At 57.8% G+C, this 25613-nt stretch carries 23 protein-coding genes and 1 pseudogene; 11 read left to right on the top strand and 13 right to left on the bottom strand.

The genetic code is table 11. From position 1 onward, the window contains the following. Positions 1 to 41: 41 nt before the first annotated feature. From BMY84_RS22640 to BMY84_RS22605, 9 genes and pseudogenes are all read right to left on the bottom strand, one after another. Positions 42 to 2066, bottom strand: coding sequence for an Atxe2 family lasso peptide isopeptidase (locus BMY84_RS22640; RefSeq protein WP_093086794.1), 2025 nt, complete (start codon positions 2064 to 2066; stop codon positions 42 to 44). After that, a complete protein-coding gene (locus BMY84_RS22635; RefSeq protein ID WP_177204136.1) occupies positions 2063 to 4429 on the bottom strand; it encodes a TonB-dependent receptor plug domain-containing protein in 2367 nt (788 codons plus the stop codon). Before BMY84_RS22635 ends, BMY84_RS22640 begins: the two co-directional genes overlap by 4 nt. Before the next feature lie 298 nt (positions 4430 to 4727). Then, positions 4728 to 5519: a FecR family protein gene (locus BMY84_RS22630; RefSeq protein ID WP_256215370.1), complete on the bottom strand. Its 792-nt coding sequence runs from the start codon at positions 5517 to 5519 to the stop codon at positions 4728 to 4730. 90 nt (positions 5520 to 5609) lie between these two features. After that, positions 5610 to 5738: pseudogene (locus tag BMY84_RS30865) on the bottom strand (FecR/PupR family sigma factor regulator); the annotation flags it as partial. Positions 5739 to 5767: 29 nt separating this feature from the next. Beyond that, complete coding sequence (locus BMY84_RS22625; protein WP_093086790.1) at positions 5768 to 6304, bottom strand: sigma-70 family RNA polymerase sigma factor; 537 nt, start codon at positions 6302 to 6304, stop codon at positions 5768 to 5770. A gap of 363 nt (positions 6305 to 6667) precedes the next feature. Then, positions 6668 to 8290: a DNA-directed RNA polymerase subunit alpha C-terminal domain-containing protein gene (locus tag BMY84_RS22620; RefSeq protein WP_093086788.1), complete on the bottom strand. Its 1623-nt coding sequence runs from the start codon at positions 8288 to 8290 to the stop codon at positions 6668 to 6670. Between the two features lie 404 nt (positions 8291 to 8694). Continuing rightward, positions 8695 to 9597, bottom strand: coding sequence for a phytanoyl-CoA dioxygenase family protein (locus BMY84_RS22615; RefSeq protein WP_093086787.1), 903 nt, complete (start codon positions 9595 to 9597; stop codon positions 8695 to 8697). Beyond that, positions 9594 to 10229 (bottom strand): acyl-homoserine-lactone synthase, encoded by a 636-nt coding sequence (locus BMY84_RS22610; RefSeq protein ID WP_093086786.1) that lies wholly within the window; start codon positions 10227 to 10229, stop codon positions 9594 to 9596. The genes BMY84_RS22615 and BMY84_RS22610 overlap by 4 nt, the downstream gene beginning before the upstream one ends. A 75-nt stretch (positions 10230 to 10304) precedes the next feature. Then, on the bottom strand, positions 10305 to 11027 hold the full coding sequence (locus BMY84_RS22605; RefSeq protein WP_218147009.1) for a helix-turn-helix transcriptional regulator: 723 nt from the start codon (positions 11025 to 11027) through the stop codon (positions 10305 to 10307). Between the two features lie 312 nt (positions 11028 to 11339). On the opposite strand from BMY84_RS22605, the gene BMY84_RS22600 reads away from it, so the two are divergent. Both BMY84_RS22600 and BMY84_RS22595 read left to right on the top strand, forming a co-directional pair. Next, positions 11340 to 11741 carry a winged helix DNA-binding protein gene (locus BMY84_RS22600; RefSeq protein WP_177204134.1) on the top strand — a complete coding sequence of 134 codons (402 nt, stop codon included), beginning with the start codon at positions 11340 to 11342 and terminating at the stop codon, positions 11739 to 11741. A 62-nt stretch (positions 11742 to 11803) separates the two neighbouring features. Beyond that, a complete protein-coding gene (locus BMY84_RS22595) occupies positions 11804 to 12397 on the top strand; it encodes a sigma factor-like helix-turn-helix DNA-binding protein (RefSeq protein ID WP_093086781.1) in 594 nt (197 codons plus the stop codon). A gap of 133 nt (positions 12398 to 12530) precedes the next feature. Here BMY84_RS22595 and BMY84_RS22590 read toward each other — a convergent pair whose 3' ends face one another. Continuing rightward, positions 12531 to 13709, bottom strand: a complete 1179-nt coding sequence (locus BMY84_RS22590) for a MucR family transcriptional regulator (RefSeq protein ID WP_256215369.1) — start codon at positions 13707 to 13709, stop codon at positions 12531 to 12533. A gap of 150 nt (positions 13710 to 13859) precedes the next feature. Beyond that, a complete protein-coding gene (locus tag BMY84_RS29940; protein ID WP_177204133.1) occupies positions 13860 to 14024 on the bottom strand; it encodes a hypothetical protein in 165 nt (54 codons plus the stop codon). Positions 14025 to 14476: 452 nt separating this feature from the next. On the opposite strand from BMY84_RS29940, the gene BMY84_RS22585 reads away from it, so the two are divergent. The 5 genes from BMY84_RS22585 (at position 14477) to BMY84_RS22570 (ending at position 20035) form a co-directional block, all read left to right on the top strand. Next, positions 14477 to 15382, top strand: coding sequence for a DUF7146 domain-containing protein (locus BMY84_RS22585; RefSeq protein WP_093086780.1), 906 nt, complete (start codon positions 14477 to 14479; stop codon positions 15380 to 15382). Positions 15383 to 15415: 33 nt separating this feature from the next. Continuing rightward, positions 15416 to 17410, top strand: coding sequence for a ParB/RepB/Spo0J family partition protein (locus BMY84_RS22580; protein ID WP_093086778.1), 1995 nt, complete (start codon positions 15416 to 15418; stop codon positions 17408 to 17410). Between the two features lie 299 nt (positions 17411 to 17709). Beyond that, positions 17710 to 17862 (top strand): hypothetical protein, encoded by a 153-nt coding sequence (locus BMY84_RS29935; RefSeq protein WP_177204132.1) that lies wholly within the window; start codon positions 17710 to 17712, stop codon positions 17860 to 17862. Between the two features lie 102 nt (positions 17863 to 17964). Then, positions 17965 to 18684 carry a hypothetical protein gene (locus BMY84_RS22575; RefSeq protein WP_093086777.1) on the top strand — a complete coding sequence of 240 codons (720 nt, stop codon included), beginning with the start codon at positions 17965 to 17967 and terminating at the stop codon, positions 18682 to 18684. Positions 18685 to 18838: 154 nt separating this feature from the next. Further along, complete coding sequence (locus BMY84_RS22570; protein WP_093086775.1) at positions 18839 to 20035, top strand: DUF932 domain-containing protein; 1197 nt, start codon at positions 18839 to 18841, stop codon at positions 20033 to 20035. Between the two features lie 304 nt (positions 20036 to 20339). On the opposite strand, the gene BMY84_RS29395 is transcribed toward BMY84_RS22570, so the two are convergent. Continuing rightward, entirely contained in the window at positions 20340 to 20522 is a 183-nt protein-coding gene (locus BMY84_RS29395; RefSeq protein WP_143075131.1) for a hypothetical protein, read from the bottom strand. A 211-nt stretch (positions 20523 to 20733) separates the two neighbouring features. On the opposite strand from BMY84_RS29395, the gene BMY84_RS22560 reads away from it, so the two are divergent. The 4 genes from BMY84_RS22560 (at position 20734) to BMY84_RS22545 (ending at position 23361) form a co-directional block, all read left to right on the top strand. After that, entirely contained in the window at positions 20734 to 21504 is a 771-nt protein-coding gene (locus BMY84_RS22560) for a hypothetical protein (protein ID WP_093086773.1), read from the top strand. A 35-nt stretch (positions 21505 to 21539) separates the two neighbouring features. After that, positions 21540 to 21998: an RES domain-containing protein gene (locus BMY84_RS22555; RefSeq protein WP_256215368.1), complete on the top strand. Its 459-nt coding sequence runs from the start codon at positions 21540 to 21542 to the stop codon at positions 21996 to 21998. Positions 21999 to 22443: 445 nt separating this feature from the next. After that, on the top strand, positions 22444 to 22638 hold the full coding sequence (locus BMY84_RS22550) for a hypothetical protein (RefSeq protein WP_093086772.1): 195 nt from the start codon (positions 22444 to 22446) through the stop codon (positions 22636 to 22638). Between the two features lie 402 nt (positions 22639 to 23040). Further along, positions 23041 to 23361 (top strand): hypothetical protein, encoded by a 321-nt coding sequence (locus tag BMY84_RS22545; RefSeq protein ID WP_093086770.1) that lies wholly within the window; start codon positions 23041 to 23043, stop codon positions 23359 to 23361. Here BMY84_RS22545 and BMY84_RS22540 read toward each other — a convergent pair. Then, complete coding sequence (locus BMY84_RS22540; protein WP_177204131.1) at positions 23358 to 25607, bottom strand: CHAT domain-containing protein; 2250 nt, start codon at positions 25605 to 25607, stop codon at positions 23358 to 23360. The genes BMY84_RS22545 and BMY84_RS22540 overlap by 4 nt on opposite strands. Positions 25608 to 25613: the final 6 nt, after the last annotated feature.

Here is a 25613-nt window from a genome sequence, read left to right as displayed (position 1 = left end):
GATCTCACAGCCGATTATCGATCATCCGGCCCGAAAGCTGCTCATTGCGATCCGGCCGTCTTTTTTCCATCAGACGTCCTGAGCGCCGTCCACCTGAGCCGTTGGTCTTCGTCCGTCGGATCAATCCCGCGAAGCCAGAAATCGAACCAAGCGATGTTACGATCATAAATGGCGAGCCGATGCGCTGGCTGCCATTTTACGTGAAATTCATTTGGATAGAGATAGGCATCAACTGACTTTTGATGGAACCGTAATGCGCGGATGGATTCCAGCGCATAGAGATACTCGTCTTCGGCAAGATTGAGCAGCAGCGGGACGTCGATCCTGGCTGCATTTCGAGTGACAGACATGGCACGCCAGAACACGGTGTCATCCTGAGACAGGAGTGGATATCCATTCTCTTCAAAATAGCTTGCGCCGACCTCGCCTATCAGAGCCATCGAACTTATTGGCTCCTCGCAGCAGGTGCTGGCGATGGCAGTATGAAAGAAATGGTCATTGATGAGGGCGAAGAAAAGAGACGATGATCCATCGCTGAGCCCCGTGATGGCTCGGCGGGAGGGATCGCTAACGCCAAGCGCTTCCACCATTCGAACGCCATTCTCAATCGAGGATAAAATACTTTTCCGGTTGGCCCAGTCCTTCCGGTCAAGTCGCTTGGCCTCGGCCGACGACTTCGTGCCGGCGAATGAGGATATATCTGGTGGATTGTCGAAGCTGAGCACCGCATATCCACGTGCGGCCAAGGCGTAGATAGGATATTCATCTCCCACGCCTCCGCGCAGAAAGCCACGGGTTCGGTATCCAACGACGATTAGGGGATGTTTCTCATTCGGTTTGTGGTCTGGCGGAAGGACGAGCTCGCCGAAGGTTAAAATCCCTTTATCGTTGCGCCAATAAAGGCGCTTGGGCGTGGACAGTGCAAAGGACTCGAATTCGGGATTGGGATCGAAAACAGACGTAATTCTGCCAGTTTTTGGGTCAAGCGTGACGATGCTGCGCGGTTTGGTGGCCAACTCTTGCGCGCATACCAGGCGAGGACCTGCGGACTGGCATCCCAACAGCACGCCGCTGGTGCGATAGCTCTGTCTTGGCTGTCCTGAAGCAACCTCCCAGTGATAGAGCGCCATTGCATCATCTGCGGGCCCCACGCGACGGAGGAAGCTGAGCGATCGTCCATCGGCGGATTGCCATGCTTTGATGATCAGCCCCGTACAGGCTTCCGCCAGGCACGCACGGGTGAGCAGGTTTTTAGGGAGGAGTTCTGTGATGTTGTGAGAATGAGCAGGATCGGCGATCGGCAACTCATGCCAGCCAGCAATGGCGGAGAATCTAGTCTGGCTCGAAGGCGTCGGACCAGCCGGCAACGACATCACATCAGTACGTAGTGGGAAGGGGGCCTTGAAATAGGGCTTGGCACTCGACACAGGGATCAAACGCCCATCCATATGAAAGCCAGACAAGGCTTCCCTGTTTCTGCCTGCGATCATATCATCCAGTTGACGAGACAGGATGCTGATGTGCTTGGAGTCTTCCGACCAGTGAAATTCGACCGCGTCACCCGTGCCATGATCAAGGGGAAATGAGCCCAGCCCGTTGGACGCTGCGATCCACACGCGAACTTGATTTTCCCCTTCGCCTTTCTTCAAAAATGCAACATGGCGACCGTCTGGCGACCAGACTGACCGGATGACTTCCGGCACGCCTGAAGGGTAGGGCCCGAGCCCCAGCTGGGGTCCGGACTGCCGAATGAGGTCGCCACCGCGATCAACAACGATTGGCGCCGACTTACCGTCAAGTGAGGCGACGACGATGGAGAGGCAATAGCGGTTTGCGTCAGGACTGGACTCTCGCATCTGGAACGCCACGCGGCGTCCGTCCGGAGAAATATCGAGCGCAACGCTATCTTGATATGGAGAAGCTATGCCGATGTCGCGTAGTTGGGCCAGATCGCGCGTCGTAATGTGCCGGCCGTGCGTGGGCAGGGATGCGGAACTTCTGCCGGCGCAGGCTGGATCGAAGATCGGTGGCATCGCAGCAAGGGCAACCAAGGATGCAAGGATCATATCCCTTTCTCCAGCACTATCCCAATATAGCGGCCGATGACCGAATAATTGGTGGAGTCATAGGCGGGGATATAGGCGGCGATGCTTCGAATCCTGTCAGGTTTAGCGTTGAACAAATTGCTCACATTGAGCGACACCGAAGCACCCTTACCGCCGGCACGCTTATCGTCATAGCGCAGGGTGAGATCGACCGTGGTCATCGGTTCCACGGTCTCAACTATTGCAAACCGGTGATCTTCGACGCCACCGATATAGTTGACGAAACTAGCCGCCGTGACATCAGATCTGTTCCAGACCACGCCGCCGCGTCCGCGCCAGTGTGGTGGGCGATAGACGGTTCCTGCCAACTGAACCGAAGCATCTCCCGGAAGAAGTTGCTGGCTGCTCTTGAGATAGGCGACATTGCCGGTCAGGTTGAAGTTCCCTGCCCCGGCGGTTACGAGCCGGTATGCAATTGTGGCATCAATGCCTTTGATCTTCTGATTTGCGGCGTTTTGGTTCCGGTTGTCGATGATATAGGCGACCGTGGTGGGATCATAGGCAAGGCCAGTGTAATTCTGAAGGCCCTCGGCCGCTTGTGCGATCGCTGCGTCAATTTCCGTTTCGGTCGGATCAGCGGTGATGAGCGACTGATAGATTGGGTTGGTCAAGGCACCGGCTACCGCCTGTAGCGGCGTGACCACCCTGTTTTTATAGTCGGTCTGGAAATAGCTCAGTTCCAGGCGCAGGTCAGGGAGTTGCCGGGGTGCGATAATGGCGCCGACCGACCAGCTTGTAGCTCGTTCGGGTTTAAGATCCGGATTGCCGCCGCTCAGTTGCAGCACGCTTGCATTGTCGGAAAGGCCGGTCGCGCTGTAATAGCTCGCGAGATCCAGATAGGCGCGCTGGGTCAGGTAAAGCTGACGCATGGTTGGCGCCTTGAAGGATTTGCCCCAGCTGCCGCGCAGCACCAGTCCCGCGATCGGCGCATAGACAATCCCCAATTTGGGCGTCGCGATGTCGCCAATGTCGCGATATTTCTCGTAGCGGACGGCGCCTGTGAAGGAGAGTTGATGGATGCCTGCAATATCGTTGCCTGGCGAGACCAAGGGCAGGTCTGTTTCCGCGTAGAGGTAGAAGGAGCTGCGCGATGCAGCAGTATGCGTGCCCGGAATTGTCGCTGTCGCCGTGGCGGTCGATTGATTGGAATCAAGAGTGTTGCGCCGATAGCCCCCGCCTGTGGCAAGCTTCGCCTCGCCGCCTGGAAGAGTGAAGAGCTTGCCTACAGCGCTGATATCGGCGACAACGACGTCGTTCTTGTATCGGCTGTAGCCAGTCGAACTATAGGATCCGCTGCGATAATTGGTCACCGCAACACGCGTTTTGTCCTGGCCATATGTGCCCTGTAGCGTCAGCGCCCAATCGGGATTGACGTCCCAGTTCAGCCTTGGCGAGACCACGAAGCTGTTGATTCTCGTGTCAGCATCCTGTCCGGACGTGCGATAGTCGGCCGCCTTAGTCAGCGCAGTCGTGAAGAAAGAATTTCGCCGGTTGTAGAAGGCATCGATGTCGAAGCTGAGAGTGTCGCTCAGGCGCTGATATGCGGTCGCTACAATGCCATAATGGGTTTGCTGCGGATAGAGAGTGGAACTCTCGTTCATATTGTTCGCTACGCTTCGGTCATCAGCGTAAACGGCGCTATTGCGGCCATAGTCACCAGCGATCAGAAAACCGCCCTCATCCCAACGCTGGCCGCCCGTGAGTGAAAATTGCTTTTCGAAGTCGCCTCCGTCTGTCGCCGCACCTAGACGGGCGACGGCATTCAAACCCTCAAAATCCTTCTTCAGCACAATGTTCACGACGCCAGCGACCGCATCGGATCCATAGACGGCCGAAGCACCTTCGGTCAGCACCTCCATGCGATCGACTGCGGCCACGGGAATGGCAGAGATATCGATCGCCTCGATTGCGCTGTCGTAAGCAAGGCGCTTTCCGTTGAGGAGCGTGAGGGTAGCATCCACGCCAAGCCCCCGAAGATTCACGGCGGTCGCTGAATTGACGTTCAGATCATTGGCGTTCGGACTGCCGAAAAGAACGCCAGGATTTTGGCCGCCATTGAAATTTTGCGGAATGGAACGCGCTACATCGCCCAGTTGATACTGGCCCGCATCGCGCATCTCCTGTGCGCTCACGCTGATGACGCCAGAGCTTGCTGCGGCACCTGCGATACGGCTTCCAGTTACGACGATAGGTGCGCCATTATCCCTGGCGCCGCCTGAATGAGCGGGCGACGCATGTCGCTTCACAAGATAGGCACCGTCTGCATAATCCAGAATGAGGCCGCGTCCACCGATCAGTCGATTGAGGGCCTCGCCCGGCTCCATTTCGCCATGGATGGCGGGCGCAACGATCCCGGCAACATCCTCCGCACTGAATAATATCTGGACGCCGGCAGCACGAGAAACAGCGCGCAAGGCGCCGTCCAGCGGTTGCGAGGGAATGTCGATCGCGACAACGGTTCGCGTTTGGGCGACTAGAGGGGTGACACACACATATATTGTAGACGCGGCTAGGATGGTTGAAGCAAGCGCGTGGTGAAGTCTCATGAAAGCCCCCTTATGCCCGCCGACGTTGATGCGCGGGTTCGGGGGCTTTCACGCCCGACTTTGCTTCTCCCCTAAATCAGCCCGAAAATTTTTCCGGGTCGACATTTTTGCGCCGCAACGAGACCTGATTGGCCTCCACGTCGCACGCGATGTCGAAAAGGCGAGCGAGGCGCTTGCAAAGCTTTCTGCTATCCCTCAGTTCGAAAACGCCTGATACACGCAGCTTTGCAATGGTCGGATCGCCTGTCACAAGTGGCACGGCATGATATCTGTTGGCCTCCTGCATCAGTTGGTCTACCCGGATGTCTTGAAATTCCTTCAAATCATCAGGCCAGCTCGTATCGCTCTGCGTCGTTGATATTTGCATCAGGGCGGCATTTTGCGCGATGATCGTCGATTGGCCTGCTCGCAATCGTCGGACGGGGGCTGTGCGGGCCATGCTGGCCGACACATCGACTGCACCCTGGATGAGATCCACCTTGGCAGCACCGGCTGCTGTCAAACGGACATCAAAGATCGTGCCGCGTGCCGAAACCAAACCCGAGCCGGCAGCGACCTTGAACGGGCGCGCTTCATGGACGACCTCAAATCGCGCCCGTCCGCGGATCAGGCGAAGCCGTCGCTCCTGCGGGGTATAGGCTATGGTCACGAGACTGTCAGTGTCTAGCAGCACAGACGATCCGTCGGCCAAGGTTGTGCGATAATATTCGCCTGGGCCGCTTGAAATGGATGCGATCGGTGCCGGCGACACTTTCGAGGCGAACCGATCGTCCCGCAAAGCGCCGTCGGGAGCCTTGGCGTCCAAATGAAGGTAAAGGACAGCTAATGTGGTAAAGGCTCCGACCAGAAGCGCAATGGTAGCCAGCACGGCCTTGCCGGACCTCTCCCAAAGGTGCCGGATCGGCGTCGCGGACGGATTGTCCAGGCGGCCACTGTCGGTAAAGATTTCCGCGACGCGATTATAGGCGGCTCTATGGAGCGCACCTCTTGCCAGCCAGGCATCGAATGCGGCCTGTTGCGACGCTGCTTGGGGACCGCGCATCCGCGCGAACCATTCGGCTGCTTCATCGTATAGCTGGTTGCCCATGCCCTGCCCTTCTGGCGGTCTTGATCCGTTCATATCTGGTCAACTCCACGCAGGAGTGCTTTAAGCGCCGAGGCGATGTGATATTCAACAGTCTTGACGTGAACGTCCAGTTCCTTGGCTATCTCGCCATAGGTTCGACCATCCCGCCGATGCATGATGTAGATGCGCCGCGTTTTTTCAGGTAATTTGTCAATTACCCGCTGATATTGTCGTCTCACGTCATCTGCCTCGATTTCCTGCGCCTGCTGTGGTGCCGATGCGAGTTGAGTATCCTCATCATAGGGTGAGTCAGAGAGGAGGCGGGTCCACCGCGCATCCTGACGGAGCCGACTGATCAGTAGATTTCGCGCGATCCTGAGCAGATAGGGGAGGGGATCGCCCTCGATCCTTGCCCGCGCAAGCCTGACAAATGCGTCCTGGGTCAAGTCCTGCGCCTCGGATCGCTGACGGAGCCGGCGCGAGAAGAACCGCGTCAACCGAGGCGACTCATGCCGATAAAGCTCTTCAATCAAGGCGTGCGACACCTCTGCCTTTGGGCAGGTGGTATCCTGGACCCCATCACTCATATTCCGGATGCCTTCCGGACGGAAAATTTCGATCTAAGTCCAGAGATACTGAAAACTGGAACATGCAAAACGACCGCTACCGGCCGACAAGGATCATCCGGAGAACCGGAGCTATCCGATCATGCTAATGCCGCCGTTCATCCATCGCCTTGTGACGCTGGACTATCGTCCGGTACGGCCGCTCGGCCGTCATGGACGAGCGTCTTTGATGCCTGACGAAAAAAATCACGAGTGGCCGTCGGCAATCCAACTCGCTTCATCCAGTCTGCACAGGCTGGCTATGGTGTCAACAGCAAGGGCCACGTCTCAGCGATAACCGCGCCCGTTCGGGTTTGACGAACGGTCTTTCAAATGTGGCGACAGCTAGTCTCTGCGTCGGATGCGCGATCGGTCGGTAGAGATGCCTTGGGATCCTATAGGTTCTAAGGGCCGCCCGGATGGGGGCAGTTGCGTGTTGTCGCCGATTTCCTTGACGAAATCCGCGATCGCAAACTGGAGATCTGCCGGGAGGTCCGCGATCAATGCGCTGATTGCCACTTCGGTATGGACAAGAAACTGTCCGACCTTGTGGATCAGCGGCGATGTCGTCGAATAATCAGACGCTACAGCGCCGGTGAAAATCGAGCCTGCAAAAGCTGCGACGCCAATGACAAGATTGGACGCTGATCGCTTCGCCCGGCCCGCCGCCTTTTCTCCCTGGAAGCTTCCTCGCGCCGATGCCGCCTTTAATTGCTCAAAGAGATGTAAATCCCTTTCGGCAAGAAGATCATGAGCGCGGGCCGACTGGACCACATCCGTTACAGGTTTGAGTTCGGCTATTTTGACCAGGAACCTGCTCGCCTCGTCATCTGCGTCGCGAATGCTGGGAAAAGCGCGCAGCCAAGGCGCAAAACTTCGAACCAGATCCCTAAGCGGTCTGCGCATTTCTGGATCGAGGGGCGCTGCATAGGAAGCGCTGCCCGCAGACAATTGCTCATCGAGCTCGACAAAAGAGCCAAGTTCCAGCGCAGTAGGGTAGAGGAACCCAAGTATGTCTGGAATATCCTCAGGAGGGCGGTCGAGCAAGTCGGCTAGTGTAGAGGCGGATCGCACGATGCCGGTCCATCCGGGCTGATTGTCCAATCGAGCCGCTAGGCCAGCAAAAGCCAGCGCCTTTTCGCGCAAGGCTGACTGCATTTGCCGGGTCATTGGCTTTAAAGCAGCTGTCAGATCATCCTGATCCTTTTCCACGATCATCGTGAAATGATCGTCTGTCGGCTCAAAAGTGGCACCGCCATGCGACTGTTCCAGCAGCGCGACCTTTCGTGCCGTCTCGAATTGAAGTTCGAACCTTTCGAAATCAGCTGGCGGCCAGTCGATCAAATCCATTCCGAGGCGCAGGTTGAGATCAGCGAGCATAGCCTTGACTTCCTTCAGGGACTTTCTGCCGAAATTAGGTATCCGTAAGATTTCGGCTTCAGTATGTTGGACAAGGTCACCGACATAGAAGATATTCTGCTGTCTGAGATTCGTCGCCGTTCGTGTGGAAAGGGGAAATTCGGCGAGCTTCTTGAGCATCGCGGGTTCGACCTGGAAAGACGGGTAGGGATGAGGTCGGCGCGGACCCAGCCTCACAATGTCATTCACCAGCTCATGAATGACCCGATCAGGAACAATCCGTGCATCGCGCGGCCACGCTATGAACTTGGCATCAACGAAAATGCCTGACATATCGGCGTCTTGTGTGACGATAATCGTCCGTCCCTCACCCGAAATATTGGCAATGGTCCGTTGAAAAGCAGGGAAATCCTCTGCGCTGCGTAGATTTTTTGTGAGAAATACGATCAGGACATCACAGTCGGCAGCTGGATCTCGCGGAGCACGAAAATCGGCCAGCTGCAGCGTCAACCCGCGATGGGTTTCGTTCATCGCGTGAACAAGGGCCTCACCGGCTGCGAAATCTTTTTCGTGGACCAGTATTGCCACTTGCGGAGTGATTATTTCCATTCTGAACGGCTAGAAGGGCATGGCGCGGTTCGCAAGCCCTTCGTCGCTTATAGTTGGGATGACGGTTAAACCTGTGGATAATTGCCCATATTGGTCGGCTTAAATATTTTGCGCGCTATGTTCGTGCCATCGCGGCAGTAACGCCATTGCCATCTGCAAGAATCAACCCCAGGCCTCAGCCCTGACTCTGGCTTAACAGGTCCAGAAAATGGCGGTGACAGTTCAGCTGGCCTTTGATGCCCACAGCAGGTCTGAAGTAGAGCGTGAATGACGCGGCCGCTATGTGATCCTCCGGCCCGGCGAGGGTGCAGCCGTATCGAACAATCTACGATATCGACCCTCTCTTCGACGGCGAAGGCAATCCCTTGACGCGAAATTCAGTCCGGGCACAGCAGTCATGGCTACTATAGTGAAACTTGCGAGTTTGTGGCTTGCAACTGGGCGTGAAAAGCCTCGATCAGGGCAATCTGTTCTGGCGCGAGCGCATCGATTGCGCCAGCCGCAAGCTCGTCCCCAAGTAACACAGAGGGGCATCGCCCCTCAACATTACCAAGATTGGGTCTGTGAACCTGATAGCCGATCAGGCGGGCCAGGTCCGGTGAAAGACTTTTGGCTATTTCGGGCGGGTATACGAGTGTCTGGATTTCATAGGGTTTGAGCCATCCCAGAGAATAGCTGACGATCATCCCGCGCCGCGCCGCCATGGTCCGGTTCGCGCCGCCACAATGCAGCGTCGATCCGAGGAATAGGAGCGCAGAGCCTGGCATGATCTCCAATGACACCGCCTCCTCAGCATCGATGAGATCTTCGGCCTGCCGACGATGGCTGCCGGGCCATAATATGGTGGATCCATTTTCTGGCCGGTAGGGCGTGAATGGCCACATCACGTTCACCAGATATTCCGCCGCATGGTCGCTGGGCAGCATGCGGCTGACCGGCCACATATCCTGATCGCGGTGGGGTACCTGCTGTTCGGCGCCTGGACGAATTTCGATCGCCTGCGTGAGGTTGAGTTGAATAGTGTCGCACCATGCTCCAAGAATATTCCCGACGATTTCGAGGATGAGGGGATGTTGGATGAAAAGGGCAGCGAAAGGCGATCGATTGAGCAAACCGCCAAAGCGTACGGTGTCGGCCCCATAGAAGGGGCCTTGCGACACTGGCGTTGCTGCAAAACTGTCGCCCAGGTCAGAAGCGAGGCCTTCCACCATCGCGGTCGGGATTATGTTCTCGACGAGGCAAAAACCGTGGCTTTCCAGAGCATCGAGATGCGGCGCGACGGCATGGCCTATATGTTGCTGTTTCATTGCACGTCTCCCCGACGAAGCGCGGGATCGAACGAGGTCTGGACGGGCGTTTCATCCCAGGTTCCCGCCTGCGCCATTAGGAGGGGCGTCTCTTCGTTGATCGCGATCTCAAGAGCGCCGACCATGCCGCCTGGGTCCATCTGCGGAAGCCCCATGGCCTTACATTGCCAGCCATAGGCCATAACCTCAGGCATATACCAGGCGTGGGTCACGCAGCAAAACGCGCTGATCGTGTTTTGCAGCGCAAACTGGACAGCTGATGTCAGCAGGCGGTTGCGGACGCCGCGTCGTTCTGCCGCGCGGATGCGCGGGCTCAGGCACAGCCGGGACAGTTCCCAGACCGCGGGCGAACGGGGGGCTCCGACATCACACAGATGGTGAAAAAAATCTCCGATTATCGTCGGCCGGTTTGTAGGCAGCAGCCGCATCGATCCCAGATGCGTGCCATCGGGCCGACCGACGATGAGGTAAATTGTATTCGGACCATCAAACTGGTCGATCTCATACTTGTCGTCGAGGGTCGGCAAATCCCAGCCCAACAAGTCGATGAAGACCCGCTTTCGATCCCGATACATGTCCGCCATAAGCGCGTCGGGTACACGCGCAGATACACCCTGTTCAAATGACAGCATCGACTTCCTCCTATGTGTAAGACAGGCAGGATGCGAAGGATGGTGATTCCGCGCTATTCCCCGAAAGGGGGTAATTTAGTGCATGCGCAACATGTCCCGATAGCTGAGTTGTCCGTCGAACAATGCACGGACAATCAGCAAAGTCCTTTTGCCCACGCCATAGCGCCGCATGGCGCCCAGGACATGTTTGTCGACCGTATCTTCCGACACGCCCAATATCACGCTCGTCTCCCAATTGGTCTTGCCCGAGCCGACATGGACCAGACAGTCGAGTTGCCGCTGGGTGAGTTCAGGGATTTCTGCAGGTGCGGCGCTGGCTTGATTAGTGATCCTGCGCGCGACCTCGAAACAGAACATGCCGACCAGTTGGGCACAGCCGACGACATCCGGGGTCAGTTCAATTGTTCGATCAGCGGCAAAGGAGCATGTTCCACGATATTCGCCCGCCAGTTGAGCCGGCACGGTAAAGCCGTCGCGCAATCCATGCGCGCGTGCCTCGTGCAGGATGCGCCGCTGCCGACGGCTCAGCCGGATGATCTCGGGCACCTCGCGCCATCCAAAACCGGTAAGGCGGCGATTGCTTGCAGCCAATATAGGATCATCCTTGAAATAGCGGTTTTTGATGATCCGCTCCATCCAGCTATCTTCATAGCTTATCAATGTGATCGAATGGGCGGGCGGATGTGCCAGGTCGACGTGATGAAGAAGCGCATATTGATTGAAGCCGAGTTTTTCCGTCATATCGCGCAACACATCGCGCAGTCCGGACTCGTCCGAAATCGCGCGGCAGGCGTCCATGAATTCAACCATCTTTGGTGACATGAGCATTGGTAAGTTCCCTATTGCCTGAGCATGAGTAAGCACCCTCCGACACCGCTCCATTCAAAAGGCTGCTGCATCCATTCACCCCCTTTCGGGGAATGGGCGGGAGCGCGGCCTCGTGAAATATTTGTGACAGTTTTGCAAAGGGGTGAACATAGATGTGCAGGGTAGAAGCGAAGGAATTTTTCGCCATATCGGCGATAGTTAGAGGGTTCTCGACTGCTCCTATCGTCCTGTCGTCTAGGAGCAATGCGGCCTGCTTTTCGACCACTGGCTCGGGCGCATTCTTTGCCGGACATAGTGGTTGATCCGGTGGAAGAAGGCGCGCCCAACCGCAGTGATCCCCGGTATGTCGCACTATGCCTGGATTTGATTGCCAATCGTCAGCTTGTTGGCACCCATATAGGGTTTGAGCTGTCCGCCGATCCGGTCTGGGACATGCTGCTGGACCTCTATATCTGGGAGCATCGGGGGCGCGACATTGCGATCTCAAGCCTCGCCAGTGCTGCCAATGTCCCTCCAACCACGGCGCGGGCCTCCATTAGGACCATGCGAGACCTGGGCTGGGTCTATCGCCAGCGCGATCCTGTCGACGGACGGCGTATCTATATCCGCCTGACCAAGAAGGCGCATGCCGCCTTGGAAGCGATCTTTGAGGGGGTCATCAACCGTTCGGGCAGCGCCGCTTAGCAAGCTCACCTGCGCGGAGAGGAGGGAGAGGAGCATAGCGAGTCCAAAAACAGGAGTTCGCCATGTCATCGCCCATAGCTCATACCATCGCGCATGATAATGATCCAGACAGGTTAGGCCAGGCCGATTGCTTCGGCGAGACCGAAATGGAAACGCTGCTTCGAGACGCAGGGGAAGTCTTGCGCGTCTCGTCGATATGGCAATTCTTGCCGAGCAGGCGGCGCAAATATGGCGTGCTGGCACAGGCCATTGAACAATATTTCCAGCGACGTGCGTCAACAGCGTTGGGATTGGCGACCGCCGCAGCGGCTCAACATATCGACCTCCCCGACGCTGTAATTATGGACGCTGGAGACAGGCCGGTCGCACCAACTGCGCAGGGCGTCTGGCTTCGGGCAAAATATCTGGTCGACTGGGATCTCATCCTTCCTCTCCTGCCGCGCTTTATGAACGCGCGCTATGCCGCTGCCATTGCGGAACGACCTTTTCTGGAGCGTAGCGTCTTCCTGCTCCACCGAATGGGTGGATTGGAGCTTGATGAGGTCGCTGGGCGACTAGCTTGTGATGTTCGTACCTGCGAACAATTGCTTGCGCAGGCCCTGTCCGGCATCGCGCTGCATGTCGAGAAGGCCAGACCGGCCGATGTCGAGGATTAACAAAGCAGCAGCATGATCGGGCAACGCAGCAACATTGTCTGCAGACCGTCCATTCGCCAAGCCATCAGGCACTATATATCTGGGGTCAAAAGCACAGGATCAGGCAACCATCTGCCTGATCCTGCATATGTCCTTAGGCTTGCGTCTTGATTCTTAAAGTGTTCCTGGCGCGTTTTGCAGGCTTGACCTCCTTGGTCGAGGTCACATTTTCATGGGCGATGTCCTTGCCAGGAGCATGGCCCGTTGGCCCTTCAGCTGACCTATCAGTAGCCGAGAGTGTCGGTGGGCGTGATGCCGCCTGAGCCTGGTCTCCTGTTGGTTCGTCGCCTTTGACTTCAGATCCGAGCTCTGATGACGACGCATTTTCCGGCTTGGCCTTTGCGTTACGTTTCCTGCTGGAAGGTGAAGCAGACTTAGCTATGGGCGCATCCTTCTTGCGCGTTCCTGAAGTCCGCTTTGTGACCGCGGCAGGCTGCCCGTCGGCCGTGACAGGCGACGTATCTCGAACATCTTGCGCAGGCGGCGCGACAGAAGCGGACGTCAGTGCGTCAGATGTATTCGCTTTTGCAGATGACTTTCGCTGCGCTTTTTGGGTTGGCGATGTCAAAGCCTCCTCAGCCGCGGCGTTCTCCGCTTTCACAGGCCCTGCCAACGTCTGATTGGGGCCGGTGGCACTGTCTTGCTCCACGGGCGCAGAGCTGTTGGCCTTTGGCTCTTGAGACTGTCCCGTCGCGTTCGCTCTTTTGGCCCTGGTTGCCACTGCACCCTTTTCTTTGGATTTACGGGGTGACGCTGCCACCAGCGTGGAAGGCTTTTCCTCGGTGACTAAAATTGAACCAGCACCCTCTTCAGCAGGTGTCGAGGTGGATTCTGCTTTTTTCACCTGGCGCGAGCCCAGGCCAATGCGGGCAGCAGTTGCACGACGTGCCTCGGAATAGCTCTTGGCCGTCATGGGATAATCGCGCGAGAGGCCATAGCGTTCCCGATATTGATCCGGGGTCAGACCATGTTGCGCCAGATGGCGTTTCAACATCTTATATGGTTTGCCGTCGATCAGGCTGAGGATATGATCGGGCGAGCCCAGGCTCTTGCGAATAGTGACTGCCGGTACATAGTCAGGCTTCAGCGCTTGACTGAGTGTCTGTTCATCCAGAAGGGCCGTTCGTGTTGTCTTGATAAGTGTAGCGAGATCCTCGCTGGCAACACTGTTGTTGGCTACATAGGCACTTAGCAACTGCACCGTGAGCTGGGTAAGATCGGCTTTGTCGGTATCGGCCATTACAAGGCTCTCCATCTGCGCGGCATCGTCCATGCCACCATCAACATTCTCAATCGGACCTGATGATAATGAAGTAAAGGCCCAAAAGTCGCATCACGCCGTGATTTTAGATCGGATCCGCGATAAATCACGCGCTCGGGTCGGTCACGCCCTGGACAACACTATCTGACAACCGTGATGGGCTCAATCTTCCTTCTTTGGAACAGGCTTACCTTTGACGACGTCTATAGCATGCTGCAGCCGCATCGCGCCAAGAACTTCATGGACCGCTTCAAGTTCGATCAGAGCTTCTTCCATCAGCCTGACCGCCGCAGATCGTCTCGCGTCCAATATGTGGGGTGTGGCCATCTTACATCTCCCGTCCGCTCAGCCGGCGGCACGCCTTGTTCGTGAAGGATCAAGGCGTGCGGCCCCTGAGAACCGGATGTTCGAAACTCGCCAGTAGACGAGCGCGAGCGCCTTTAGCCGGATGGCCTGGACATACGCGCCCGCCACCCGGTCGAAGGAGCAATCGACCGGCTCTACTGGAACGAGGTTTCGACGCCTCGGCCCGCCTGCTGGCGGACAGGCATTCCATAATCGAAAATGGCGCAAAGCCAAGCATTCTTGTCTGCTGTGGCGACAAGCCCCACGCCACAGGGAAGAAGGAGATAGGTCGGTCAGGTGGCGTTGAATGCGTCTGTCCATGTGACGACGGCCCTTGATGCGGGATCAACGCATCTGACAGCATCCCATTCGGCCGCGTCCTCACTTGGCATTCGCTTACCAGCGCCCGGCCCAAGACATTAGGATTAGCAAACATGACCGCATATCTTGAAAAGATCGGCGAAAGCCTGGTTCGGCGCCTTGGCGGGCATTGGAGCCGTGGAAAGGGCATGTGCCGTTGTCCCGCCCACGCCGACCGCAGGCCAAGCCTCTCGGTGCGGGTCGGGGCCAACGCCCTGCTCTATAAATGCTGGGCCGGCTGCGACACGGGCGATGTTATTCGCGAGATTTTGCGTCTCGACGGTCAGGCGCTTGAGCGAAACGAAGCGGCGGCCATAGGGTCTGCTTCCACATTTACCTATGACCTGCTCACACGCCAGCGGGCGATTGCAATCTGGGACGAGTCGAGAATTTTGCGCGGGACACCGGCCGAAATCTATCTGCGCAGGCGCCTTATCAAGATCATGCCTTCAGCCCTTCGCTTCCACCCCCGCACGCCACTGAGGCAGGGCAAAGATCTGAAATTCCGGCCTGCGATGATCGCCGCTGTGCACGTGGCGGGACGGTTCGTAGCCATTCAGCGGACATTTCTCGAATCGGGTCAGCCGCGCCGGGCACGTGATCTGGCCGACGCCAGGATGATGCTCGGACGACCGTATCGCGGCGCGGTGATGCTGGGTGAGCCCACTCATGTTCTTGGGCTCGCCGAAGGCATTGAAACAGCGCTCTCCGTCATGACCCTTTTCGACATCCCTGTCTGGGCAACGCTTGGGGCCGAGCGGCTGCACCAGACCGCGATCCCAGACAGCGTCACCCACCTTGTCCTGTTCCCAGATAATGATCTCGCCGGCGAAATTGGCGCAGGCAAGGCGATGGCCTCCTACATGATGTTCGGCCGCAAAATCGAGATCGCGTTTCCGCCGATCGCTTTCAATGACTGGAACGACGTGCTGCGGGCTGGAGGGGAGGGAGTGGGGGATTGGTGGCGGCAAGTGGCCTGATCGTCAGGTTGCGCCCGCCAGGAGATACGTCTTATGACTCAACTTCCCATTCTCGTACCGGCGGCGAACCTGACCAAGTCGCCCAAAAATGTCAGGACCGTGAGCGATGCGGTCGCGGACGCGCAGCTTGAAGCGAATATCGCGGCCAAAGGCGTGCGCAAGAATCTGATCGGTGTGCCTGTTGCCCGCAAGAAGGGGCATTATCGGATTGTTGCTGGCGGCCGCCGGCTCGATGCTGTCCATCGCCTGATCGAAAAGGGTATCTTCGCGCCGGACTACCAGCTTGCCGTATTGGTATTGGGCAACGCCAGTGAGGAGGTCGAAACCAGCCTGGAGGAAAATTTCTTCACCTTGACGATGAACCCTGCCGATACCTGCCGGGCTTTCCAGGACGTCATCGAGACCGAGGGAAAAACAGCCGAGGACGTAGCCAAGCGTTTTGGCCTTACCGAGCGGTTCGTCCGCAGTCGGCTGCGCCTTGCGGACCTGGCCGAGCCCATATTCGAAGCGCTGCGTAACGGCGAGATCACCCTCGATATTGCTGTAGCCTATACGAGCAATTGCGACAGGACCAAACAGGCCGAGGTGTTTGAGTTACTCAAGGACGGCTATTACCGCACCAACATCAATGAAATACGACGCCAACTGGCCGAAGACACTTATCTCGGGAACGATCCCAAGGCGCTGCTTGTCGGACGCGAGGCTTATATCGAAGCGGGCGGCAGGGTAGATCTCGATCTTTTTAGCGATGCGACCACCGAGCGCTGGATCGACGGTGATCTTCTCGCCAGGCTCGCGGCCCAAAAACTCGCCACGGCGGCAGAAGCCATCCGGGAACGGGAAGGGTTCGGGCAGGTGCGTGTCGTGGCGACCACCCACATCGGCTATAATGACACCTGGGATTTGCAGCCGCTTAACGGCGAGATGCCGCCGCTCACACCCGAGCAGGAAAGCCGTCTCGAAGCGATAGAGGAGGAGCTCGACGCCATCAATGCCGCCTATGAAGATGGCGACGCGGATGAACGTGATGAGCAAGCCAACCGGGCGGAAATGCTTGAAGCCGAAGCGCGCGCCATCCAAAATCCAGTCCCGATCCTGTCGGATGACCAGAAGGCGAACGCTCTTGCCTATGTGGTTATCGGCCATGATGGCCGGCCCTCACTCCATCAGCAACTCTACGTTGCGCCCGTCGAAGAAGCAACTAACGACGAGGAGGACGGAGAAAATAGCGTCGATGAAGCGCGCGAGGTCCTGGTGGCAAAGGACGTGCCCGCCCGCCCGATCTACAGTCAGCGGCTTGCCCAGGAACTGGCCGAAATGAAAAGCGAACTGGTCCGCGTCCACATTGCCAGCGATCCGAGTTTCGCCCTCGACCTTGGCACCTTCTGGATGGCGGACCGGGCGACCCGCCATTTCGGTTTCGAAGCACTGGCAAGCGAGCTTAGGGCCGACAAGCCCTGGTCGCCCTTGACGGACTATAAAAGCGAAACGGCCGCAGCGAAGGAGTGGCGTAACATCGACGATGCGCTGGACCGTAGCTGGATGGAGGCCGGCAATGCGTGCGAGCGTTTCGATGCGTTTCGCCGCCTCACCGATGACGCGCGCGCTGGCTGGCTTGCCTGGGCGATCGCGCGAACGCTCCACGCGGTGACGTCGGACAAGGAGGGCGCAGCCTTTATCGATCATCTGGGGCAGACACTTGGTATCGAGGTCGCTGCGTGGTGGCGGCCGACAGCGACCAATTATTTCGATCGCCTCTCCAAGGCGACGATCCTTCTTCATCTCGAAGAGGTCGGCGGCAAGGAGCTGTCGAGCCGATATGGCGCGTCCAAGAAACATGATCTTTCAGCCTCGGCCGAAAAGATCTTCAGCGCAAGCGTGCCTGTTGAAGCCGACATCCGGGACGCTGCGCTTGCCTGGATACCCGACGCGATGCGCTTTGGCCCTCCAGCGATCGAGGGCGGCGCTGCGGCTGCGGATGATCTCCAGGCCGGGGGCGCCGAGGTCCTTCTCGCCAAGGCAGCCTGAGCGGTTTCCTTGTCACCTTGCGGGGTCGCGGCCATGTGCCGTGGCCCCGCCCCTCATGGTGCTGCACGCCGGGAGGGAAGGAGGAAGCAAAGGGGCGGGCCGCCATGGTCCTATCGCATATCGGAGATTTGCCATGTCCCTTCCGCTATCTGCGCGAGCGCAGTCCGACGCGCCGGAGACTATGAAGATCGCCTGCCTCCAGGGTGTTGCCACCAAGATCGCCCAATATCTAAGAGCGGGACAGGTGGTAAAACGGCAACATCTCAAACATCTGATGGAAGAGGCCTTTTTGGCATCCGATGCGACGGGTCCGCAACTATCGTGCCGACGATCGGGACCAGATCAAAGCCGCTGGAGCCTTTTCCGAAGCGATCCAGTATCGCACGCGCCTGTTCCTGCCCACCCACAAAGCACGAGGCAAAGTGGAGGCGCTTGTCGCCATGCGCGCCTGACCGGCCAGGAGTGTGATCGCGTCGCTGTCGCATGGAGAGGAGGAGGAGGGAGACAAACCGACGAGGTAAATGGCCTGCGCCTTGTGTATGAAAGGATATCCCATGTCCAACACGTGTCTGACCGACGCCCTGACGCCGGGCGTTGCGTTGCGCCTCTATAGCCAGACCCCGTTCGATGAGCTGGGAAATTTCTACTATCAAGGTGACCCGCATAAGCCTGGGGAAGCGTTGACCGCGATCGGTGGCCGGATCGAGCGCCATCTGGCACGCCATTTTGCCGATTTCAAATTCGCAGTCACAACCCAGACGTTCGCCGGCGGTCGCAAAATTACGGCCAATATCCTCGACGCGCCGTCCGACCTCACCGCGCGCGCGGCGCAAAATGCCGTCATCGAAGCGGTCCGCGATCAGATGGAACGGTTTGGCTTCACCCACTCGAACATCCTCCAGGATTATCACAGCTGTGCCTTTTTTTGTGAGGCGAGGATTGGACAGAGCTATTGGTCCACCCTGGCGAGGCGTCGAGGCGCGAAAAATCCTGTCGTATCTCGTATGTCGCTAGCTAAATTCAAGAAAGGGTTCAGAGCAGGTCACGCCGTCAAACTCGTCGACGCGCCGCAGGGCCATCGATCACTTGGCACAACGCGAAGGGTCATCAAAGTCCGCTCAGGGGATATCATCCTTGAGGGAGGCTCTTATCTTAATTTTCCCCGCGCCGGTGCTTTTGCTTGCGACGGTCGTCTGGTGCGCATTGCAATCGGGCCGGCATATGATCCCGACGCGCATCTCCTCTACGAATGGTTTGCACCAGATTCTGGCTGACCAAGGCCGGCATGGCGCGCTGTGGGTTGATGCCCGGGATCTGGCATGATGCTCAGGCGGGGCGTCCCCGCCGTGCTCGGGTAGGAGGGAAGGGGGAGGGGATGGTTTGGCCTGTCCAGAATGGATCGGGCCGTTCCATCAAGGAGACTTCCTCATGGCTACGCTTCTTCAATCTTCTATCCCAAGCCGAATCTCCGGTGCCTATGGCGTCGACATCAGCCGCGGCCGCAATGTCGGGCGGGTTTCGTCCGAATGGTTCTCGCGACCCGACGATGAGAAGTTCCTTTCGCTCGATGCCCTGTACAACAGCGTGCGCCACCGTGCGGCCCAGGCCCAGACCTGTATCGTGGAAAGTCGTGCGGTGCGCGTGGACGCGAGGGCCGACAATGCCGAACGCCTCAGCCTGTTCATTCCGGGCGAGGAGGAACCTATTGCACCGACCAACTGGTCGTTCGGGCAGCTTGCGAGCCTCGTGGGCGCGCCAGCCTCCTATTTGCGTAACCTGCCAGCGGCGCTCGCCGGGATCAATCTGCAGCATGGGCTCCTGCGGCACCGCGCCGAGCAGGTGAAACTCCTCAAGACCAATGAGGGCAGGACCGAACTGCGGGCCGTGACCGGACCCGACTATGGTCGCATCTGGGATCATGAACTTGTGGCGGCGGTGATGAAGATCGCGGGTAACGGGGTCTCCGACACGCGGTGGAAGGTGCCCGGCGTCCTCGACTGGGGGTCGATGCGGTACAACCCCTATGTCGATGTCACCCGCGATACAACGACCCTTTATGCGTCCGATCGCGACGTCTTCCTGTTCCTCGTCGATGATACGCACCCGATTGAGGCTGGCAAACTGCCTAACGGCGATCCCGATCTTTTCTTTCGAGGCTTTTACTGCTGGAATTCTGAAGTCGGATCGAAGGCATTGGGGATCGCGACATTCTATCTTCGCGCCGTATGCATGAATCGCAATCTCTGGGGCGTCGAGGGTTTCGAAGAGATATCGATCCGGCATTCGAAATTTGCCGCCAATCGATTTGCCCATGAAGCAGCGCCTGCGCTCGAAAATTTTGCGGACTCTTCAGCGATGAGCTTTGTCGAAGGTATCAAGACGGCCAGGCACCGGATCGTCGCTCGTACCGATGAGGATCGCGACACTTTTCTTCGCAAGAACGGCTTCTCCAAGGCCGATACGGCCAAAATCATACAATCGGTTCTCGCCGAAGAAGGTCATCCCCCAGCCAGCCTCTTCGATTTCGTGCAGGGGATCACCGCGCATGCACGTGCACGGTCCAACCAAGACGCGCGGCTCGAGGTCGAAGGCAAGGCGCGCAAGCTGTTTGCCAAGGCGCACTGAAGCCGCTGCCTCGAGCGCGATTTTCCAATGCTAAACTGGCGGCTCCGATCAGTCGGAGCCGCCTTTCTCTTATAGAAAGGACATCATCATACCCGCATCTTCCCGTGTCGAACTTCATACGTTCAGTCTTGCTGTCGAATTTTCCAGCGGAGGCGAGCCCTATGCCACCGAAAGCTATAATATTGATGCACCCAGCTGGTATCGCGCCGAGCGCGAGGCGCTCGAATTCTCGATTGGCAGCCCTTACGACAATGTCCGTATTCCTGATCTCACACGGCGGGTCATCGTGCGCTGACATTGAGGGTCAGTGATCGCCCGAGCGCCTACGTGATCTCCAGCTTTGCCCGGTGATAGCGATGCAGCATGTTTCGCCATTCCCCGGGCACAGTTCGATGCAACTGTTTTTCGAGGAACAGGAGACCAGGATGAGGTCTACCACCAGCCATGATTTCGCCGCCTTGCTCGGCCGCGCGCGCAGCAGGCTCATGGCTAGCGTTCCTGAGCATCAGAGTTTCATTGACAGGCTCAGTGCCTCACGCTGACGATAAGCGGCACCACCATGACCGCAGTATTGCTGTCGGAGTGAGGGTCACAGGTTATCCAGGCCCACCCCAGTGCACCGCTTTTATGTTCATATGGCATTTTTCGCTATAAGTGCTATATCGTGTTCATCTGGTAGTGAAACTAGGAGACGACTCATGGTTGCTGCTCCCGCGATTGGTAAACGAGCGGCCTCCGGCTCGGGGCGTCGGGGCATTGGGCGTGCGCTTTACGCGTCGAAGGCACTGACAGTCTCTACACATGCCAGCGTCCGGGTTCATGTCGACTTGTCCATCGGCAGTGATCCAGCGGCGCTTCAGGCGCTCCATGACGCCTTGGCCGCGTCGGTTGCGCAGGCGGGTGTCAGTGGCAAGACGATTACCGACGCAGCCAGCATGTTGGCTATGACCTTTGAAAAGGTGGCCGAGCGGTATCTAAGCGACGCTTTTTCCGGCGAGTTTGACAAGATGGTGTCGGAATATCGGGTCATGCTGCGGGAAAATCTGGTCAAGGGCGACGATCTCCAGCTCAAGGCGGCGCTCAACCGCGCCCGCCTGCAGGAGCGGATACTCACGACCACCCAGATGGCCGATCAGGCTGAGGCCTGCGAGCTGCTGGGGCTTTCGGGCGCGAACCCGTCCGCGACGATGAAGCGTAAGGAAGATCGACAGGAACTGCTGCGCTTCACGGTCGACGGGCGCGCCGTCTATCCCCTGCTGCAATTCGACGTGGAAGGCCGCCGCGTCTATCCGGCGATGCGCCACATCATTCGGGCGAAGCCCGATGAATGGAGCGATTTTCGGCTGCTGCACTGGCTGACCCGGCCGCATCTGGATTTCGACGACACCCCAGGCGCGGCACTTGCCGGCGAGCCGGAAGCCGTCATCGCGGCATTCGAGCGCGAAGCCGAGCCTGAAGTTCACGGCTGATGCGCTTCAGCATCCAGATTCCCGAGCCCGTCACAATGAGGGTTGGGAAGGAGGACTATCATCTTCTGAAGGCCGGCACCGATCTGCACCGCATCCACGCCCAGCTGTTTGGATCGAGCCAGTTCAATGATAGCGAGAAAGGCCATGCCCGTTTCTCACCGATCCGCGATGGGAGCGGCGCTGTAATTCCGACCCTCTATGCCGCCCAATCCTTCGAATGCGCAACCTGCGAGATCATCCTACGCTGCCCGGACACGCCGCCGCGCGCCCGCATGACAATGGCGCCGCCTGACATCGTCCATCCTTCAGATTATCGGCAGCACGCCCATAGCCATCTGCGCACGATGCATGACCTGAATCTGGTCAGCCTCACCGCGACGGCCCAGCGTAAGATCGGACTGCCAGGCAATGGCCTTTTGGCGGGGCCGAGAAGCACTTACCCGGTCACCCGCAACTGGGCGGCGCATATTCATGTCCACTGCACCTCTGCGTAGGGCCTCTATTATATCTCCTATCAATATGGCCCCGAGTTCGCGGTATTGCTCTTTGGCGACCGCGTTCCTGCAGATATACTCGAACCGGTGTCGACGCGCGCTGTGGCTGATCCTTTATGCCATTCGCAGATTCAGAAGATCGCAGATGGCCTCTCCATCAATTACGAGGATGTGTAGTACGATCTATCTTGCCTGACGGACTTGGGGGGCACTGACTGCCCGGTAACGTCGTGAGTGGCGCGCTCGCTGGTGTCGAGAGCTGACACCAGCGAGCGCAGAAAGAAACGAGGGATCGGCTGCGATCTTTGCGCGCGTGATGGACAGGCACGATATCGGCCGTCAGGTCCGCTGTTATGTTCTCGACGATCTAGGCCTCGGCCTGGCCATGCTCGTGGGAGGACACTAGAAAGCTGTAGCAGCAACCACTTTACGGCGGAGAGCAACCATGGTGACGATGGGTCACGCCCTTGATCAGATGATTGATCACGCGATGGCACAAGCGATGGCTTGCGCTAGCGATTATAATGCTTTGGGTGACGCATTGGACATCATTCTCGTTATCGCTCGTCGTGGAGGACTCGCAGGCCAATTCGCTGATACGATCGAAGACATGACCGTTGATAACCTCGGTGTTGAGTGAGCGGCCGTACCTGCATCGATATTCAGACCAGCATGTAATCTTTTAGGTGCACAGAAAAGTGATTATTGACCAGTTTGCGAGATGGACCGTCAATGCAAGGATCGTGGCAGAAGCTGTAGGGGGACTGTAAGCGATATGGTGACAGGGAAGAGAGCGCCATCCTGCGGTATCCGATGGTCGGCATCGAGGTGCTTGCGCATTGCTGCTGCAGGGCTCTTGATGCCTGCTCTTACGCACTGCGCCTATGTGTCAGACGAGCCTCTCTTTTCGATGCAGGCCGCGTCAAGTTGCGGACCGCTGGCAGGTAACTGGTCCCTAATCCAGGATAAGGACGGGCACCCCGTCCAAGGCGCGCGTTGGATCCTTCAGCCCACGAAGGGCGGATGCTGGTTCAAATCTCTGGTGCTTGACGCCGTGAACGGCGTCACGCTCAAGGACAATATCGATGCTGTAGCTGCTATGGCTGCTATCGAAGTGCAGCCTGGGGTGGTGGCCATTATGTTCCGGCAGGATCTGGTCGACCGGACGTTCGAGCGCGGGCGCTATGTCTACGTTCTGGCTGTCGAACAGACACTCAGCCGACGTGGCTATATCCTGGTCGCGCCCAAATGCGCCCAGAATGATGGATGTGCGATCGATACGTTGGATGACCTTAAAATGGCCTTCCAGGCCGAACGTACAAACCCCAATCCGCAAATCCTTGCGGTGCTGATTGGCACCTAGCCGCCAAGCAGCTCAAATGCGGTCCAGTAGAAGGGATGGGCGAACGGCCTGCTACCCGCTTCAAAATCTGCAAGGCTGGCCATTATACCCTGTGCCTGAGTCGCAGTAACCTTGCCCAGCGCGATCTTGTTCGTCACGAAATTGCGCAGGGTTCGCGCGTCTGAGTCGCGCAGCCATAACTGCGCCCTGCGCAGGGCAGAAGCGGGCCGAATATGGTCGTCGATCAGATAGTCGCGGAATCGGACGGAGAGCAATGCAGCTGCACCATCGCCGATGGGCCATAATGTTCCGACCACGCCTTGTGCCCCCATGGCGGCAAAGGCGGTCTGGAGGCTGGCATAACGATGAATATCCTGCGTGATATCCAGGATGGCGGTTTCGCAGGCCGATAAGAAGACGAGTCGAGGCGGATGATGGATCCGAGCGCCACGGATATCTGCGTCGTTCAGCAAGGCCTTGCCATCAAGATAGATGCCATTGGCCTTAGCCTTACCCCAGTCGGAACTGCCATGACTGGCAATGTGCCAGTAATCTGTCCCGTCCAGGCCCTTGAACACCTCATCTGCTGTTGCTGCCCCAAGGATTGCGCGTGTCGGCTTGATCGCAGCCTGTTCGAAAGACACCGCATCAAGGTTGGAACTCGACGACGCGAGAAAACCTATGCCGGCCCCCGGAGTGCCCTTGGTGCTGGAAATCGTGCCTGCGGCATGAGCAAGTGACTGCGCAAAACGCAGCTCATAGCGTTCGCCGAGGCTTATGTTGTCGGCACCGCGTGAGCCTGCAACCGGGAGCATTGCCAGAGTTGCCGGCAGGATAAGGACGATCCGCTCATTTGGTTTTGCGCCCGCTTTGGACAGTGCCTGGCGAATAGCGTCCCCGACCAGACTTTCCGTGCGGCGATTGAGATCATCGACAAACATGTCCAGCGCCGGGGATGGTCCGCGGCGCGGTACCGTGCGGATCAGATAATAAGCCGCCAAAATGCCGCCTGGGACATATCGCTGACCGGGATCGAAATGCACATAGTTGCTGATGAGGGCCAGCCCGCCTGAGTTAGCCGTGTAAAGGCTGGTTCGCGCCACTTTGCCGTCCTTGGGCCTCGATACCACCGCAAAGGTCCCCATCCAACCTGCTGCGACCTGGACGATAGTCTCGCCCCCAAGGATAATGCGCAGCTCTGACGCCAGCGCATCAGCCTGAGGACGTATCTGAAGCGCTGTCGAGCGACTGCGCTCGAAGAGATGCATTGCTGCTTCGGAATGACCTGTCTTGACCTTGACGGCCGCAGCCTCGCTCATGAGCATCTGTTTGCTGAACATGATAGATATGATAGGCGCCTGAGCCGGGCTGCTACCTGGCAAGGTCTCTTTCATAACCTGTGGATTATCAATGGCTGTTTCCATCAGCCGATCTGCTTCGATCCAGTCGCCAGAGAGCGCTGCATCGACGGCGCCAAAATACCCAGCCGACTTGTTCTGGCTGGTCAAGATTACGCCACCATGGTCCTTTGCAAAGTGGTTCAGTTCGATCCGTTCTGTCCCAGGCATGAAAACGGTCGCCATTAGGAGAAGGCTGGCCATCGTCTTCTTGTCATTTGGCGACAAGAGCGGGTCTTGAGCTTTGTCGTCTAAGGCCAATGTGTTACGCGCTGCTCTTGCGGTTAGAGCGATAGTTTCCGCATTCAGACTGGTGAATGCACTCACCATTCCCATCGCCACTGCCATATTGGCAAGGGTCCGTTGTCGCACAGCAAGCTGTGGCAATGCTTCGATCATAGTCGATATCTTGCGCAGGATTCCTAGAAATTGCGGCTGCGCGATACTTGTGTCGCCGCCAATGATGCCCAAACTGCGACTGAATAAGTTGAAACCGATCGAGGGGTCGTTAAATCCGTCGCACCAGTCGATCGCCTCGGCAAGAAAAGGCAAATAGATAGGCTCAATACCTTCCCTGTCGGAGGCCGGCAGTTGCACCACCGCGTCAATCAGCATGCGATCGGAAAAATACCGATGCTCGCGCAGTGTGGCCGATGTCAATTTTCCAGACTGCCAGTCGGCCAGCCATGTCTCCTGAATCTTGCGCAGCGCTGCGACCCTATTGCGCAGGTCGGCGCCGAGGCCAGCTGCTATGATCGGTACCATTATATCTTTGACCTCAGCAGGTGCTGAGGTTTCGATGATCGGCGATGCTTTGAATGGCTGGTCGGCCGCGCGCACTGGTGTTGCAACCAACGATATGGCCAGCATGAGGCC

It is taken from the genome of Sphingobium sp. AP50 (assembly GCF_900109095.1).
Classification (GTDB): domain Bacteria; phylum Pseudomonadota; class Alphaproteobacteria; order Sphingomonadales; family Sphingomonadaceae; genus Sphingobium.
The sequence above is the reverse complement of the archived record's forward strand: the minus strand, read 5'-3'. Positions and strand labels throughout refer to the sequence as shown.